This is a genomic window from Helicobacter sp. CLO-3, from assembly GCF_001854545.1.
Lineage (GTDB): Bacteria > Campylobacterota > Campylobacteria > Campylobacterales > Helicobacteraceae > Helicobacter_B.
In genome coordinates, this window is sequence record NZ_MLQN01000002.1 from 104,711 (window position 1) to 119,831 (window position 15,121).

The 15,121-nt window shown below is 46.9% G+C and carries 14 protein-coding genes and 1 pseudogene; 5 read left to right on the forward strand and 10 right to left on the reverse strand.

Features of this window, described 5'->3' with window-relative positions:
* Window positions 1–384 precede the first annotated feature (384 nt).
* Both BKN38_RS01035 and BKN38_RS01040 read left to right on the forward strand, forming a co-directional pair.
* On the forward strand, window positions 385–828 hold the full coding sequence (locus BKN38_RS01035) for a hypothetical protein (RefSeq protein ID WP_066455055.1): 444 nt from the start codon (window positions 385–387) through the stop codon (window positions 826–828).
* A gap of 80 nt (window positions 829–908) precedes the next feature.
* Entirely contained in the window at window positions 909–1,175 is a 267-nt protein-coding gene (locus tag BKN38_RS01040) for a helix-turn-helix domain-containing protein (RefSeq protein ID WP_066455053.1), read from the forward strand.
* A gap of 435 nt (window positions 1,176–1,610) precedes the next feature.
* On the opposite strand, the gene groL is transcribed toward BKN38_RS01040, so the two are convergent.
* Window positions 1,611–3,248 carry a chaperonin GroEL gene (gene groL / locus BKN38_RS01045; RefSeq protein WP_066455050.1) on the reverse strand — a complete coding sequence of 546 codons (1,638 nt, stop codon included), beginning with the start codon at window positions 3,246–3,248 and terminating at the stop codon, window positions 1,611–1,613.
* 46 nt (window positions 3,249–3,294) lie between these two features.
* Window positions 3,295–3,558 (reverse strand): annotated as a pseudogene (groES, locus tag BKN38_RS01050) (co-chaperone GroES); the annotation flags it as partial.
* Window positions 3,559–3,828: 270 nt separating this feature from the next.
* Here groES and BKN38_RS01055 point away from each other — a divergent pair.
* Together BKN38_RS01055 and BKN38_RS01060 are read left to right on the forward strand one after the other, a co-directional pair.
* Window positions 3,829–5,535 carry a CHC2 zinc finger domain-containing protein gene (locus BKN38_RS01055; protein WP_066455046.1) on the forward strand — a complete coding sequence of 569 codons (1,707 nt, stop codon included), beginning with the start codon at window positions 3,829–3,831 and terminating at the stop codon, window positions 5,533–5,535.
* Window positions 5,532–6,656, forward strand: coding sequence for an argininosuccinate synthase domain-containing protein (locus BKN38_RS01060; protein ID WP_066455043.1), 1,125 nt, complete (start codon window positions 5,532–5,534; stop codon window positions 6,654–6,656). The genes BKN38_RS01055 and BKN38_RS01060 overlap by 4 nt, the downstream gene beginning before the upstream one ends.
* A gap of 218 nt (window positions 6,657–6,874) precedes the next feature.
* Here the strand turns inward: BKN38_RS01060 and BKN38_RS01065 are convergent, their stop codons facing one another.
* From BKN38_RS01065 to BKN38_RS01080, 4 genes are all read right to left on the reverse strand, one after another.
* On the reverse strand, window positions 6,875–8,089 hold the full coding sequence (locus BKN38_RS01065) for a DegT/DnrJ/EryC1/StrS aminotransferase family protein (RefSeq protein WP_066455040.1): 1,215 nt from the start codon (window positions 8,087–8,089) through the stop codon (window positions 6,875–6,877).
* 45 nt (window positions 8,090–8,134) lie between these two features.
* Window positions 8,135–8,566, reverse strand: a complete 432-nt coding sequence (locus BKN38_RS01070; RefSeq protein WP_066455037.1) for a group III truncated hemoglobin — start codon at window positions 8,564–8,566, stop codon at window positions 8,135–8,137.
* A complete protein-coding gene (gene tgt, locus BKN38_RS01075) occupies window positions 8,553–9,683 on the reverse strand; it encodes a tRNA guanosine(34) transglycosylase Tgt (RefSeq protein WP_066455036.1) in 1,131 nt (376 codons plus the stop codon). Before tgt ends, BKN38_RS01070 begins: the two co-directional genes overlap by 14 nt.
* 252 nt (window positions 9,684–9,935) lie before the next feature.
* The gene (locus BKN38_RS01080) at window positions 9,936–11,480 is read right to left on the reverse strand and encodes a flagellin B (protein WP_066455035.1); all 1,545 of its coding nucleotides are present in this window, start codon (window positions 11,478–11,480) and stop codon (window positions 9,936–9,938) included.
* 72 nt (window positions 11,481–11,552) lie between these two features.
* On the opposite strand from BKN38_RS01080, the gene BKN38_RS10885 reads away from it, so the two are divergent.
* Entirely contained in the window at window positions 11,553–11,705 is a 153-nt protein-coding gene (locus tag BKN38_RS10885; protein WP_156528171.1) for a hypothetical protein, read from the forward strand.
* Window positions 11,706–11,854: 149 nt separating this feature from the next.
* Here the strand turns inward: BKN38_RS10885 and BKN38_RS01085 are convergent, their stop codons facing one another.
* Genes BKN38_RS01085 through eno form a run of 4 tightly spaced genes read right to left on the reverse strand, consistent with a single transcriptional unit; the run spans window position 11,855 to window position 14,952 of the window.
* The gene (locus BKN38_RS01085) at window positions 11,855–12,427 is read right to left on the reverse strand and encodes a shikimate kinase (protein WP_082942504.1); all 573 of its coding nucleotides are present in this window, start codon (window positions 12,425–12,427) and stop codon (window positions 11,855–11,857) included.
* A gap of 8 nt (window positions 12,428–12,435) precedes the next feature.
* Window positions 12,436–13,407, reverse strand: a complete 972-nt coding sequence (locus BKN38_RS10180) for an AMIN domain-containing protein (protein ID WP_082942503.1) — start codon at window positions 13,405–13,407, stop codon at window positions 12,436–12,438.
* Window positions 13,404–13,664, reverse strand: a complete 261-nt coding sequence (locus BKN38_RS01095) for a hypothetical protein (protein ID WP_082942502.1) — start codon at window positions 13,662–13,664, stop codon at window positions 13,404–13,406. Before BKN38_RS01095 ends, BKN38_RS10180 begins: the two co-directional genes overlap by 4 nt.
* Window positions 13,665–13,674: 10 nt before the next feature.
* Window positions 13,675–14,952 (reverse strand): phosphopyruvate hydratase, encoded by a 1,278-nt coding sequence (eno, locus tag BKN38_RS01100; protein WP_066455032.1) that lies wholly within the window; start codon window positions 14,950–14,952, stop codon window positions 13,675–13,677.
* Between the last annotated feature and the right edge of the window lie 169 nt (window positions 14,953–15,121).

Below are 15,121 nucleotides of genomic sequence, written 5' to 3' on the forward strand. Positions count from 1 at the left end.
TGCTAGCAGATTGTATCAGAATCTCGCGCGCTTTTGGTATAATCGCGCCAAATTTTGGTAAAATCAAGATAAAGTATCATAATCGAGTTGCAATATCGCTAGCTTGGAAATATCGCTAACAATAGCCACCAAGTCGCCAAAAGTCCGCGCCAAAGCCAGAATCTAAAACGCGTGGCAAACCAGAATCCAAAGCGCGCAATAAACTAGCCACATAAGGCGCGACAAAAGCAGAATCTTAAGCGCTGCAAAATCCAAACGCCGGCACTTAGATTCTAGGCATGTAGGTCGCCAAACCCCAAGCGCGCAGCAAGCAAACAAACGACGACAAGCAGGCAACGACAAGCAGCAAAACGCAGAATCCAACCCCACCACAAAGGCGATTTTATGTATCCGGCATTTTTCTATCTTGCGCTAAAAATTATCCACATTTTGAGTGCGTGCGTGGTGATAGGGTATTTGATGTATGATGTGTTTATTTTCGCGCGGCTTGGCAAAACGCGCAGCAAAGAGGCGTTCAAATCGCTAAAGCGCGAGATTTTGAAGCCATCTGCTTTATGCATGGGTGTGGGATTTTTGGTGCTTATAGGCTCTGGTGCGATGCTGGGGGCGCAGTATTTTGGCGGGGATTTGGGATTTTGGCAAAATGATTTTCAAAAGCTTTTGTGGCTGAAAATCGCGCTCGTGGCGAGTCTTTTTGTGCTTACGCCTTTTTCGCTGTATTTTATCATCATCCGCAAGACGCGCGATCCTTTTAGGGAGTATTATCATCATATTGCGCTTGTGATTTGCGTGTGCGTGGTGGTGGTGGCAAAGCTGATGCTGGGCTAGATTCTACTCTATTATGCTAGAGTGAAAAAGAATTTTAAAACAAATAAACTTAAGAAAATCTATAATAATAGAGTTTCTGTATGCCAAAAAATACCAGCAAAGATAAAAGCACAGATGAAATTTCCAAAAGCCAAATTGCGCATTTTCATCATCAAATCGCGCAAAATGTCGCCAGAATCCGCAAAGAAAAGGGGCTATCGCAGCTTGAGCTAAGCCTCGCTATCGGCTACAAATCTGTTTCTTTGGTGGCTGGCGCGGAGGCTGGGTATAAAAACATTCATTTTAACCTAGAGCATTTGTATAAAATCGCGCAGGTGCTTGAGGTGGATATAAAAGAGCTGTTTTGAAGCATTGAGGCTTGGTAAAATCAACAATGCGGATGATTTGGTGTTAAAATATAGTCAAATGCATTATTGTTAAATAGCTTATTGGTGTATTTTATAAGGGTGAAAAATATAGCAGTTTTATAATTTTAGATTTTGCAGGACAAGTTATAAGGCAACCAGCAAGCAAATGTTTATCGGCTAGAATCTAGATTCTAGCCAAGTATTTGTATCGACACCGGCGCCTTGCATTATGCAAAACGCCGCGTCAATGCGCCAAGAATACAAAGTGCGAGGCATGCCAAGCGCGAGGAACGCAATGCATGTGAAGCGCAAGACATGCAATGCGCAAAGAATGCATGCGCGCAAAGCGCGAGACATGCAAGGCGTAAAAATATAAGGCGCGCGGGGCGCATGAAACATTAAAGCGTAAAACATGAGGCGCGGAGGCGTGCGGTATTACATCATACCGCCCATGCCTCCCATACCGCCCATTCCACCCATATCAGGCATTGCTGGGGCTGGTTTGTCTTCTTTTACTTCATTGATAGTCGCTTCTGTGGTAAGCAGTAGGCTAGACACAGATACCGCGTTTTGTAGCGCCACTCTAGCTACTTTTAGCGGATCGATGATGCCCTTTTTAAACATATCTACAAACTCGCCGCTGCTCGCATCAAATCCAAAAGAATCTTTTTGCTTCTCTACTTCATTGACAACCACACCAGAATCAAAGCCCGCATTTGCCGCGATTTGCGCTAGAGGCGCTTTGATAGCGCGCTTGATGATGTCATATCCGATAAGCTCATCACCGCTAAGCTTTAGATTTACCTTTTGTGCTGCGCGGATAAGTGCTGCGCCGCCGCCGATTACGATGCCTTCTTCTACGGCTGCTTTTGTAGCGCTTAGCGCGTCATCTACGCGATCTTTTTTCTCTTTCATCTCTACTTCGCTAGCAGCGCCGACTTTTATCACCGCTACACCGCCAGAAAGCTTCGCCAAGCGCTCTTGCAATTTCTCTCTGTCATAGTCGCTGGTAGTTTCTGCGATTTGCGTTTTTATCTGCGCTACGCGTGCTTTGACATCAGCGCTTTTGCCTTTGCCATCGACGATTGTGGTATTGTCTTTGTCTATGACGATGCGTGCTGCTTGTCCGAGATCTTCGATATCAGCGTTTTCTAGCGTTTTGCCAAGCTCTTCGCTGATGACTTGCCCGCCTGTAAGGATAGCGATGTCTTTTAGCATTTCTTTGCGGCGATCGCCAAATCCAGGTGCTTTCACTGCTGCTACATTTAGCACGCCGCGAAGTTTATTTACCACAAGCGTAGTAAGCGCCTCGCCCTCGATGTCTTCTGCTACGATAAGTAGAGGCTTGCCGCTTTTCATAGTGGATTCTAGCAGAGGCAAAATATCTTTCATAGAAGAGATTTTTTTGTCAGTCAGCAAGATAAACGCATTTTCTAGCTGCGTAGTCATTTTGTCCGCGTTTGTCACAAAATATGGGCTCAAATAGCCGCGGTCAAACTGCATACCTTCAACCACACTTAGCTCATCATTGATGCCCTTTGCTTCTTCTACGGTGATGACGCCATCTTTGCCTACTTTTTCCATAGCTTCAGCGATGATTTTACCGATGCTTACATCAGAGTTTGCAGAGATAGTAGCGACTTGTGCGATTTCTGCGCCGCTTACTTTTTTGCTAGATTTTTTAAGCTCAGCAATGATCGCTTCTGCTGCTTTGTCCATGCCTCGTTTTACACTGATAGGATTCGCGCCAGCAGTGATGTTTCTTAGGCCTTCTTTATAGATGCTAGCTGCTAGCACGGTAGCTGTGGTTGTGCCATCGCCCGCCGCGTCTGCTGTCTTGCTAGCCACTTCTTTTACTAGCTGTGCGCCCATGTTTGCGATAGGATCTGCAAGCTCGATTTCTTTAGCCACGCTTACGCCATCTTTTGTGATGGTTGGTGCGCCATAGGATTTTTGGATAAGCACATTGCGCCCGCGTGGTCCCATAGTGACTTTTACCGCATCGCTTAGTTGCTTCACGCCTTCATAAAGTTTGTTTCTCGCATTATCACTAAATTTGATTTCTTTTGCCATGTTTTTCTCCTTGAGGTAGTTTTGGTGTTTGGCTGGCGGCTTAGCCTAGCACGCCTAGCACATCTTTGATTTCTAGGACAATGTATTCTTTGCTATCTAGCTTGATTTCGCTTCCAGCATATTTGCCAAATACGATTGTCTCGCCTTCTTTGAGTAGTTTGTCATCAGCGACTTTTTTGCTTATCGCGATTACTTTACCCATAAGCGGCTTTTCTTTGGCGTTGTCAGGGATGATTATCCCAGAGCTTGTTTTGCTTTCTTCTTCGAGTCGCTCTACAAGGACGCGCTCGCCAAGTGGCTTGAATTTCATTTGGTTCTCCTTTGGGATTAAATTAGCACTTAAAAAATTTAAGTGCCGAGATTTTAGGTAATTATGTTAAATAAGTCAATACTTTATAGTAAATATATAAAAAATATTTAGTCATATTGACTAAAGAATGATTATACAAAGCCCTTAAGAGTTTGGAAAAATTGGCGCATGGCTTTGTGGGATTTATGTTTTTCTAACCAAATACTAGGCATAATCGCAAGCTTTAAAAAACTAGAAAACTACGCAATATTATATTAAAGAAGGCTTATCGTGATCACCGCCTCATCTATCGAGAATCTAAAAACAAACATCGACATCATCGAAGTCATAGGCAGCTACATCGACCTAAAGCGCGTGGGGAGCAACTACGCCGCATGCTGCCCCTTCCACAATGAAAAAACGCCAAGCTTTATGGTATCGCCCAGCAAAGGGCTTTTCCACTGCTATGGCTGCGATATAGGCGGCGATGCGATAAAGTTTGTGATGGAGTATGAGAAAGCGGGCTTTGTCGAGGCGGTGGAGAAAATCGCTGATATGATGAATTTCCGCCTAGAATACGACAGCAAAACGCCCACCAAAAAATCTGACACGCTAGAGAAAATCGCCGCGTTTTACCATGAGCGATTATTAGATTCTAGGGAGAATCTAGCGTATTTGCATAAGCGCGGCATCGATGATGTGCTTATCGCGCGGTTTAATCTAGGATTTTGCCCCTCCACCCAGCAAAATCTCTCTTTTATCAATGGCAATGGGCTAGATTTTGATGAATTATTGCAAAATGGCATACTAGGCAAAAGCGCCAACCAGAATCCAAATAGCGGCTACTCCAACAGCTACAACGGCGGCTACAGCGCCAAAAACAGCGCCTCGCAAATGTATGCGCGTTTTAACGATCGGATCATCTTCCCCATATACTCGCCAAATGGCAAAATCGTAGGCTTTGGCGGGCGCACGCTAAAAGATGGGCTTGCCAAATACATAAACTCGCCCCAAACAAAGCTTTTTAATAAATCGCGCCTGCTTTATGGCTACCACATCGCCAAACAAGCGGTATTTCAAAAAAGCCAAATCATCATCACCGAAGGCTATATCGACACCATAATGCTCCACAAAATCGGCATGAATAATGTAGTCGCCACGCTTGGCACCGCGCTCACGACCGATCACATCCCGCTATTAAACAAAGGCGACCCAGAAATCATCATAAGCTATGATGGTGATAATGCTGGGATAAAAGCCGCCTTTCGCGCCAGCACCATACTAGCACCACTTAGCAAAAAAGGCGGCGTGGTGATTTTCCCAGATGGCGCAGACCCGGCAGATATGGTGCTAGCTGGCAAGCTAGATGAGGTGCGCTCGCTTTTTGCGCGCCCTATTCCTTTTATCGAGTTTTGCTTGCAGACTATCGCAAGTCATCATGACCTTAGCAATCCGCTTGCCAAAGAGGATGCGCTAAAAGAAGCGAGTGCGTTTTTGCGCACGCTTTCGCCGCTTATGCAAGAAGAATACGCCGCATTTACTGCAAATCTCTTGCAGATTCCGCTGCATCTCATCGGCACCAGCGCACCGCGAGCTAGAGGCGCACACAAAGCAGCGCAAAGCGTCTCTACACAAGCCCAAATCCCTCAAGCGCCCCTAGAATCTAGCGGCGATCGCCTAGAGCGCCTCATCCTGCGCTATATGCTAGAAAATGAGAATCTGCTAGAGCGCGCACTGGATTTTATCGATAGCAGAATCTTTATCGAGTATAAAGATGCCTTTGAAGCGCTATGTGCCAATAAGCTAGACCACCCAAAGCTAGTAGGCATAGCGCTTGACCCGCTGCCGCTGCGCCAAGATGGCTTTGAAGCGGAGTTGCGTATATTTATCTTGCGCTTTTTGGAGCTAGAGCTAAAGGCGCAAAGTGACATTGATAAAATCATCAAAATCCGCCAAAAAATCATCAAACTAAAAAAAGGAGAACTTCAGCCAATATGACAGCATTAGCCCTATTTAGCGGAGGCTGCGATAGCCTCATCTCTATGAAACTTCTTACCATGCAAAATATCCGCGTGATCGCGCTGCATTTCAACATCGGCTTTGGAGGGAATAAAGACAAGCTAGAATACTTCCAAAACGCCGCCAAACAAGTGGGCGCGGAGCTTATGATTTGTGATATCAGAGAGCAGTTTTTTGACAATGTGCTTTTTGCGCCAAAATATGGCTATGGCAAATATTTCAACCCCTGCATCGACTGCCATGCCAATATGTTTGCCAACGCGTTTTATAAGCTATTAGAGCTTGACGCGGATTTTGTCATAAGCGGCGAGGTGCTAGGACAGCGCCCCAAATCCCAGCGCAAAGAAGCGCTCGATCAAGTGCGCAAGCTAGTGCGCGAGGTGGGCGCGGATAAGCGGTTTGAAGCGATACTAGATCCAAGTGGTAGCGATCCTAGCAAGCCTCGCTATCTTGATGAGCTGCTTTTGCGCCCAATGAGTGCGAAGCTGCTAGAAGAGAGTTTCCCTGAAAAAATGGGCTGGGTGGATAGAGAGGGCTTGCTAGATGTCAATGGCAGGGCGCGCCACAGACAGCTTGAGATGGTGAAAAAATGGGGCTGGAAGTATTATGAGAATCCGGGTGGGGGGTGTTTGCTAACAGATATAAATGTCGCAAACAAGCTAAAAGATCTAAGCGCGCATAGAAAAATGGTGCTAGAAGATACGACGCTTGTAAAAATAGGCAGATATATGGTGCTGCCAAATGGCGCGCGCTGTGTTATCGGGCGTAACCAAGAAGAAAACGACAAGCTAAAAGCGCCAAATCCGCAAATGGAAATCATAGAGCTGCTAGAGGACATAGGACCCATAGGCGTGGTGGAAAAAGATGCCAGCCAAGCAGATAAGATTCTAGCTGCGCGCATAACGCTAGGATATGGAAAAGCAGGGCATGATAAAGTAGGGCATGAAAAGGCGGGCGCGGTAAATATGGCGGCTGCGGGTGCAAATGTGGCGACTACCACAAACCCAAGCGCGCACAAAGTGCAAGTGGGCGCAGAGGTGCTAGAAGTATCGCCTTTGCCAAGAGAGCAAGCGAGAGAATATCTGCTTTTCAAAGATTAGAATCTAGTTAATACCCATTTTGCTCACTGCAAGAAACGCAAAACGCTAATTTATTGTCGCAAGTGAGTCTATGCGCGAAGTCATCCAAAATATATTGCGTCAAATCATTGATATTTTTGAATTTTGGCATTTTAACACCAGCGCTATTTTTTGCTTATATAAAATATCGTCGATTTTAAGAATACCAAACGCGATAATATTTTTAGCTTGATTCTTATTTATATCCGATCGGCGAAGGCCTTTATCACGCTAGCGACATATGCCACATCATCCACGCTTAGATGCTCGCCGATTGGCAGGCTTATGATGTTGCGCGCGCGGCGCGAGGCGTTTGGCGTGGGGAGGATTCTGGCATGTGGCTTAAGTGCTTCTATCTCGCTTAGCGCGTGTGGATAATGCACGCCACACTCCACCCCATTTTCTTGCAAAAATGCCAGCATCTCATCGCGCTTGCCCGCCGCTTTGCCGCAGCACTCTATGACAAACAAATGCCACACGCTAGAGACAAACACATCTGGCAGCTTGATAAAATCCACATCTTGCAAATGGTTTAGATACTCCTTCGCACAGCGCGCTCGGTAGGCGTTGTGCTGCTCTAGCGATGCTAGCTTGATACTCAAAATCGCCGCTTGTATAGAATCTAGCCTTGAGTTGCGCCCAAGCATTATATGGCGGTTTTTCACCCAGTAGTTGTTGTCAAACTCTTGTCCGTGGTTGCTAAACTCGCGCGCTTTTTTCACCAATGCCAAATCCTTTGACACCACCGCGCCACCATCGCCATACGCGCCTAGATTCTTGCAAGGATAGAAGCTAAAGCATGCGACATCGCCGACACTCCCAGCAGCCCTGCCGCTAGAATCCACGCCGCCATGCGATTGCGCGCAGTCTTCGATGAGTTTTAGGCCATGCTTCTTAGCAAATGCTTCAAACGCGCTAAGCTCTGCTATCCTGCCATACAGATGCACCGCCAAAATCGCTGAAGTCTTATCGCTTAGCATTTTTTCATCGGGCAAAAAGCTGCCATCCTCTTGGCAGTCTGCGATGACTGGCACTAGATTTGCGTTTATCACAGATTCTGCGCAGGCGAAGTAGGTGTTTGCTGGGATTATCACTTCGCTTTTTGGCGGGAGTCCCAGCACGCTAAGTGCGATTTCTAGCGCGTCAGTGCCATTTCCTACGCCCACACAATGGTTGTTTTGATACATCTCTTTTAGTCGCAGCTCTAGCGCTTCTTGGAGGTTTTGTTTGGGCTCTTCACTCGTGCGCGCAAACAAAAAATCACTAAAATCCTGCTCAAACTGCTTCACCGCGCTCCCTAGCACAAACTCCGCACTCTGGCACACATCTTGCACGCCTTGCAAGACTTCTTTTTGTATGTCGCTAAACTGCGCTTTGAGATCAAGAAAAGCCACCTTTTGCCGGTCTTCTCGCATGCTTTGCTCCTTTGTAGAATCTAAAAATTAGCGTGGTGAAATAAATTAGTGTGGCATATCATAGAGCATCGTCTGGAATCTATTGGCGATGCTTTGTGCGCGATCTAGCAGCATCTGTGCTGGGGCTGGCTCGAAAATCTTCGCGCAAGATTCTGAAAAAAGATTTAGCCAGATAGAGAAAAACTCGCGCGGAAAAGGCGGCAGGTCAAAATGCGCTTTTAGCGGCGCACCATGATAGCTAGAATCTCCTAGAAACATCCCCGCCCAAAAAGAGGCTATCTTTTTCTTATGCGCGCTCCAGCTTTCTTCATCCGTGCCTATCGCGCCATTAAATATCGGCCCTAGATTCTCATCTTTTCTCACCTTACCATAAAACAAATCCATAAGCTTATCTAGCCCTTCATAAGTTATGCTATCAAACTTTTTGCCTGTGCTTTGGGCGCTTTGCCCGCTTTGTTCGTTTTCAAGATTTTGCATTTTCCATCCTTAAGTGATAAAATTCTCGCCTAAACGCCTCAAAGCGCCCAGCGATGATAGCCTCGCGCGCTAAACGCAAAAGCGTGAGATAATACCACAGATTGTGTAATGTTGCCAAACGAAAATACGCGATTTCGCCCGCGCGGAATAAATGATACAAATACGCGCGAGAATAGCGCGTGCAAGTGTAGCAGCCACATGCAGAATCTAGCGGATTCTCATCATCTTTGTAGCGCGCGTTTTTGATATTTAGCTTGCCAAATGTCGTAAAAAGCGTGCCATTTCTCGCGTTGCGACTAGGCATCACGCAATCAAACATATCTATCCCTCTAGCAACGCCTTCGATGAGATTCTCCGGCGTGCCTACGCCCATAAGATAGCGCGGCTTGGATTCTGGCAGAAGTGGCGCGCTAAACTCGATAGTATCATACATCGCTTGCGTCTCTTCACCCACTGCAAGCCCGCCTAACGCATATCCATCAAACTCAAGCGCTACGAGTTCATTGGCACTTCTTAGGCGGTGTTCGTTGCTTGTGCCGCCTTGCACGATGCCAAAGATATGATTGGTAAGCGCTTTGCCTTGTGCTTTTTGCGCGCGATGATACTCTATGCTTTGGCGCGCCCAAATAGTGGTCGTCTCGATGCTTTTATCTAGCCTTTCTTTGCTGGCTGGCAGTGCGATAAGATCATCCAAAATCATCATGATATCGCTATTTAGCGCGTATTGTATATCTAGCACGGATTCTGGGGTGAAGAGGTGTTTGCTGCCATCGATATGCGAGGTGAAAAACACGCCTTCATCTACCTTTTTGGCATTGCTACTTAGGCTAAATGCTTGGAATCCGCCGCTATCGCTTAAAAAGCTACCATCAAAACCGCTAAATCCATGCACGCCGCCAAATTTTTGCAAAATCTCAACGCCCGGGCGCAAGTATGTGTGATAGGTGTTTGCGAGGATTATTTTTGCGCCTAGATGTTCTTTGATGTCGGTGGCGTCTAGGGATTTGACGCAAGCCTGCGTGCCAACAGGCATAAAAACGGGAGTCTGTATAGTAGAATGTGCCAAAGACAGCGTGCCAGCGCGCGCTGCGCCATCGGTGTGTGAGAGCTTAAACATCGCTAGAATCTATCCTGTAAATCAAAATAAAGCCAGAATCTAAAAATCACAAAACTAAAAAATCACGAACCCAAAAAAAATTAAAAGTCTAGAATCCAAAGATTGAACGCCAAAAAATATTTGCTAGCCGCGCCAAACTCACTAAATCTAACGCATAAGCGCGGCTATCGCAAGCCGCTTCAAGCCGCCAAGCGACTTTAGGCTACTTCAAGCCATTTTTAAGCCACTTCAACGCGCTTTTGAGCTAGCCCGCTATTGCAATAGTCTAAGGACATTTTGCTGCACTGCGTTTGCTTGCGCCATAGCGAAGCTTCCGCTTTGTGCGAGGATGTTGAACTTAGAGAAATTCGCAGATTCTGACGCGAAATCCACATCGCGGATTTGAGATTCTGCGGATTTTACATTTACTTGGGTTACAGAGACATTATTCACAGTGGCGACTAGCTGGATTTGCACCGAGCCTATGTCTGCGCGCACCTTATCAAGCTGCGTGCGAGCAGAATCCGCCATATCCATGACAAGCATCGCACCCTTTAGGCTGGTAACCCCAGCGCCGATACCCTTCCAGTTCAAATCCGCTTGGGCGACATTGGCATTCGCGCCATACGCACTTGCGACATTGGCGTCAAACACACCGCGCAATTCGCGGAGGTTTGCGGTGTATTCAGCGATACCTTGTGATGAGTGGAATCCGATGTGAGAGAAATTCACACCGCTCACCAAAATATCGCGCGCATCGGTTCTGATAAGCGTCAAACGCCCAACTATTGCGTGATTGTATCCAGAGATGCCGTTGAAATCCCCGCCGCCAAACACCGTGGCAGCCTCGCCGCCAGCGTGGATTTGGATAGCTCTACCATCTGGCGAGCTTAGGTTTAGCCTGCCGGTAATATCTAGGTAGGCATATACGCCGGTGCGCTCTTTGACGCTGTTTATCGCGTTTATGAGGCGTCCATCAGAGTCGTTTTTGCGGACATCATTTACGGTTCCGATTGTTGTGCCATTGATGACTAGCTCGCGCACCGTCCCAGACATCACAGGGAGTGAGCTAGTCGCCATTACATTATATGAAGAGCGGATTCCAAGCGTGTCGGAGAATTTGTTGATAACCTCGCTTAGCGCGCCTAGCCCAGTGCCTGCAGAAGTCGAGATTTTCGCCGCTTCTAGTTGGAAGCTGTTTAGCCCATCGACTTGGCGGAAGTTTAGCGATACTTCTGAAAGGTTGCTTCCACCGCCGCTTGCTAGCATGCCAGCTGCAGAGAATGATGATGACTCCATGCGCACATGCCCTATTTTGTTGGAGTTGGTAGGTCCGATAGAGGCTTTTACGGTGGTGTTGGAGTAGGCACCGATTTGGAATTCTTTGTTAGAAAATGAGCCAGAGAGCATATTTTGCCCATTGAAGCTGGTGGTATTAGCGATATTATCAAGCTCTTCTAGCAAGCGCTGGATGTCAGCTTGAAGCGCGCGTCTAGATTCTAGTGTCTGCCCATCTTGCGCGGCTTGGATGGCTTTTGTCTTGATGGTATCAAGGATTTTTATCTGCTCATCCATAGCCTTATCCGCGACTTGTATCATACCAATCGCATCATTGGCATTCCTAATAGCTTGCCCCAAACTCTCGCTCTGGCTTCGCAAACTATCTGCGATAGCCATACCAGAGGCATCATCTGCCGCTTTGTTGATCCTAAGACCAGAGCTAAGCTTTTCTAGTGAGGAGGCTATCGATCGGTTGGTTTGCACTCCTGTGGTGTGCGCTGTCAGTGCAGCGATATTGGTGTTTATCCTAAAGCTCATTTGCATCCTTTGCAATGTGATTTCGCAAAGGGAAGCAATAGCTGTTCCAAAAAATTTTAAATAAACGAATTTTTGTCGATACTCGGCGACGGAAATTTATTTAAAGCGGATGTGGGGAAATATAAAAATCGCAGCAAAGTGGAATGTGGCGCAGAATCTAGCACGAAATCTAGCGCAGCACTGGGGCTTTTGGTTTTGATGGTGGCTGCATTGTATTGTGGGTAAATAAAGAAGTATTAGGAATGCGGCAGGCAGATTAATTTGACAATGTAGATTCTGGTGATTATGGTTTTTATATGTTGGAACAAAGTTGGTTAAACAACGAGTTGCGCGACCAGATTTATCAAGGCAAATTTGCTGGTGTTATGTCTAAGCTAGCGTGATTGGTGGTGGAGGATTTCTTGGGTGAGGGTGTGGGGGGGTTTGGTGGCGTCTATGGTGAGATGTGCGCTTTTTTCATAGAGCGCGCGCCTTGAGTCAAAAAGCCTGCGCGCATTATCCATATCGCCAAAAAGCGGACGCATAGCGATTTGCTCGCTATCTAGCCTAGCACATATCGCATCAAACTCCGCGCGCAGATACACGACTAGCCCCATTTCTTTGACGCTGTGAAATATTGGCATGCCCCCGCCTGTGGCGATGATAGCGCCGCGCACGCTGCTACTCACCCACGCGATAAACTCCGCCTCGCGCGCGCGAAACGCCGCTTCGCCAAAGCTTGCGAAATATTCTTTCACACTCTGCCCCACGCGCTGCTGTATGAGCGCATCAGAATCTAACATAAAGCGGCTAGATTCTAGCGCTAGGGCTTGTGCTAGCGTGCTTTTGCCGCTTCCCATAAAGCCGATTAGCACGATATTATCCGCAGGCGTGGCAAATGCGCGCGCGCTAGAATCTTTGGGGTGGCTTATTTGTGGCATATCACAAGGCGCAGATAAAGGTGGCATCGCCTAGACTACTGCACCGAGATGATGTAATAATCGCCATCTTTGCTGATATCATAGCGATATTGCCCATCAAGCGTGATGACAAAGCGGTAAAAATCTTTGTGCATGCCGACTGATACTTTGGAGAAATATTTCACGCCTAGCTGCACCGCGCCGCTTGGATGCTCTACCTTTTTTTCCAAATCTATCACGATGCGATAGGGTGCTGGCAGGACAAATGAGCGCACGATAGGCGCGCTTGTGTAGAGGTAAAATTTATTACCCTGCGTGAAAAACTCAAAAGGTTTAATCGTAAAATACTGCACATCCTCGCTGATAATCGCACTCTTTTGTGTCAGCAAAAGCGGGTAGTGCCAATCGATGCTTTCATCTATGGGGATGGTTTTGGTTTCAGTCGAGCCATCGATGTTTTGGTAGGTGATGGTGATTTCTTTTAGGATTCTGGCGGTGCTTGGGAGCTTGAAATCAAGGTCTTTGAAATATTCTTTGCCATTGCGCGAGGTGAAGCTATCTTCTTGGGGCTGGATGACTGGCTCAAATGGATTCTCCCTCGCCTCAAGCCTTGCACCGAAAAATAGCGCAAAAAGCGCGAGTATAAAGACAAGCGGCGTAAGGAGTGTAAAAAATCTAAGCGCAAAAAATCTGGCAGAAAGCCTAGAAAGTCTAGCAGAATCTAGCGCGCTAGAAAAACTTAGAGCTTTAGATTCTGGCGCTTTGGATTCTAGCGCTTTAGATTCTGGTTTGCCAAAAATCCTAGAATCTAGCGCGCTGAAAAAATCGCAAAAATTGCTAGATATTGCCACTATTTTGGATTCTGATTTAGATTCTAGTTTGGATTTGGCCACAGAATCCAAGTCGCTAAAATCTACGCCAGAATCTAACCCCCTAAAATCCACACCAAAATCCAGCCCCTTAGAATCTAAAGTGCTAGATTCTGCCTCGCGCGTTAATATATCCCACCACATTCTTAGCATTTTCATGGCTCCAGTCCTCTTAGCTCAAAGAGATCTTTTTGCAAGCGCGCATTTTGGCTTTGCAGCTCGCTTACTTGCGCGGTGAGTTCATCACGCAGGGAGATATTGCTTAGCAGCACTTCTAGCGAGTTTTCGCCAAATAGCAAAAACCCGATATAAACGCCGCACACCACCACGCCAAAAAAGCCATAGATAAATAGCCTTTTGGTATAGATGGCATACCAGAGATTCGGTATGCTTAGCGTCCCCCAAAGTCGTCTCATCGCCCTTGCCTTATTTTTTGAATAGCTCTTTTCCTAGATAATGCGCGTTGGCAATGTCTTTTTCTATCTCTAGCAAGCGGTTGTATTTACTCATGCGCTCACTTCTTGCCGTCGAGCCGGTTTTGATCTCACCTGTGTTTAGCGCTATCGCAAAATCCGCTATAAAGCTATCTTCGCTTTCCCCGCTTCGATGGCTCATGATGCAGCGATACGCGTTTCTTTGCGCTAGGCGCACGGTTTGCATTGTCTCGCTTACAGAGCCTATTTGGTTTGGCTTGATAAGGATTGCATTAGCGATGTTTTGCTCGATGCCATGCGCTAGGATTTCGTGATTTGTCACAAACAAATCATCGCCCACTAGCTGCACTTTTTGCCCTAGCTTTTCTGTCAGTAGCTTCCACCCAGCCCAGTCATCCTCGCTCAAACCATCCTCGATAGACACGATAGGATATTTCGCGCAAAGCTGTTCATAATACTCCACCATGCCAGCAGAATCTAGCTTCCTGCCCTCGCCCTCAAGGTTGTAAATCCCGCTTTCATCGACAAGCTCGCTACTTGCCACATCAAGCGCGATAGCGATATGCTCGCCGGGCTTATAGCCCGCTGTCTCGATAGCTTTTAGGATTATTTCGATTGGCTCGGCGTTTGTTTTTAGGTTTGGCGCGAAGCCGCCCTCATCACCGATGCTAGTGATATGTCCGCTATCTTTCAAAATCTTTTTGAGATGCTGATACACCTCCGCACTCGCGCGCAGCGCCTCGCCAAAGCTATCAAATCCTAGCGGCATAATCATATATTCTTGAAAATCCACCGTGTTATCCGCGTGGCTGCCGCCATTTATGATATTTAGCATAGGCACGGGAAGCGTGATAGCATTCGCCCCGCCAAGATAGCGATACAAAGGCAGGTTTAGACTGCTCGCCGCCGCGCGCGCTACTGCCATAGATACGCCAAGCACGGCGTTTGCGCCAAGATTGCCATAATTGTGCGTGCTATCTAGGCTTTTTAGCATAGAATCTACTAGCCCTTGGTCATAAGGACTTACGCCGATAAGCGCATCAGAGATTATCGTATCGACATTTTCGCAAGCTTTTAGCACGCCTTTGCCAAGGTAGCGCTTCTTGTCGCCATCGCGCAGCTCTAGCGCCTCTCTTTTGCCTGTGCTTGCGCCACTTGGGACGATAGCGGATTCTAGTGTGCCATCACTTAGCACGACACTTGCTCTAACCGTTGGATTCCCGCGAGAATCCAGCACTTCTTGCGCATAGACATTATCGATATAAACCATACATGCTCCTTTTGTGGTGTTTGGATTTTTTAGATTCTGGTGCTTTGGGCGCTTTTAAGCTAGATTTGGATTCTAGTTTGGCTTAGATTCTAGTTTGGCCTAGATTCTGGCGCATCTGGCGTTTTTAGCCGGTTTGGATTCTAGCTAGATTTAGAATCTTGATTCTAGC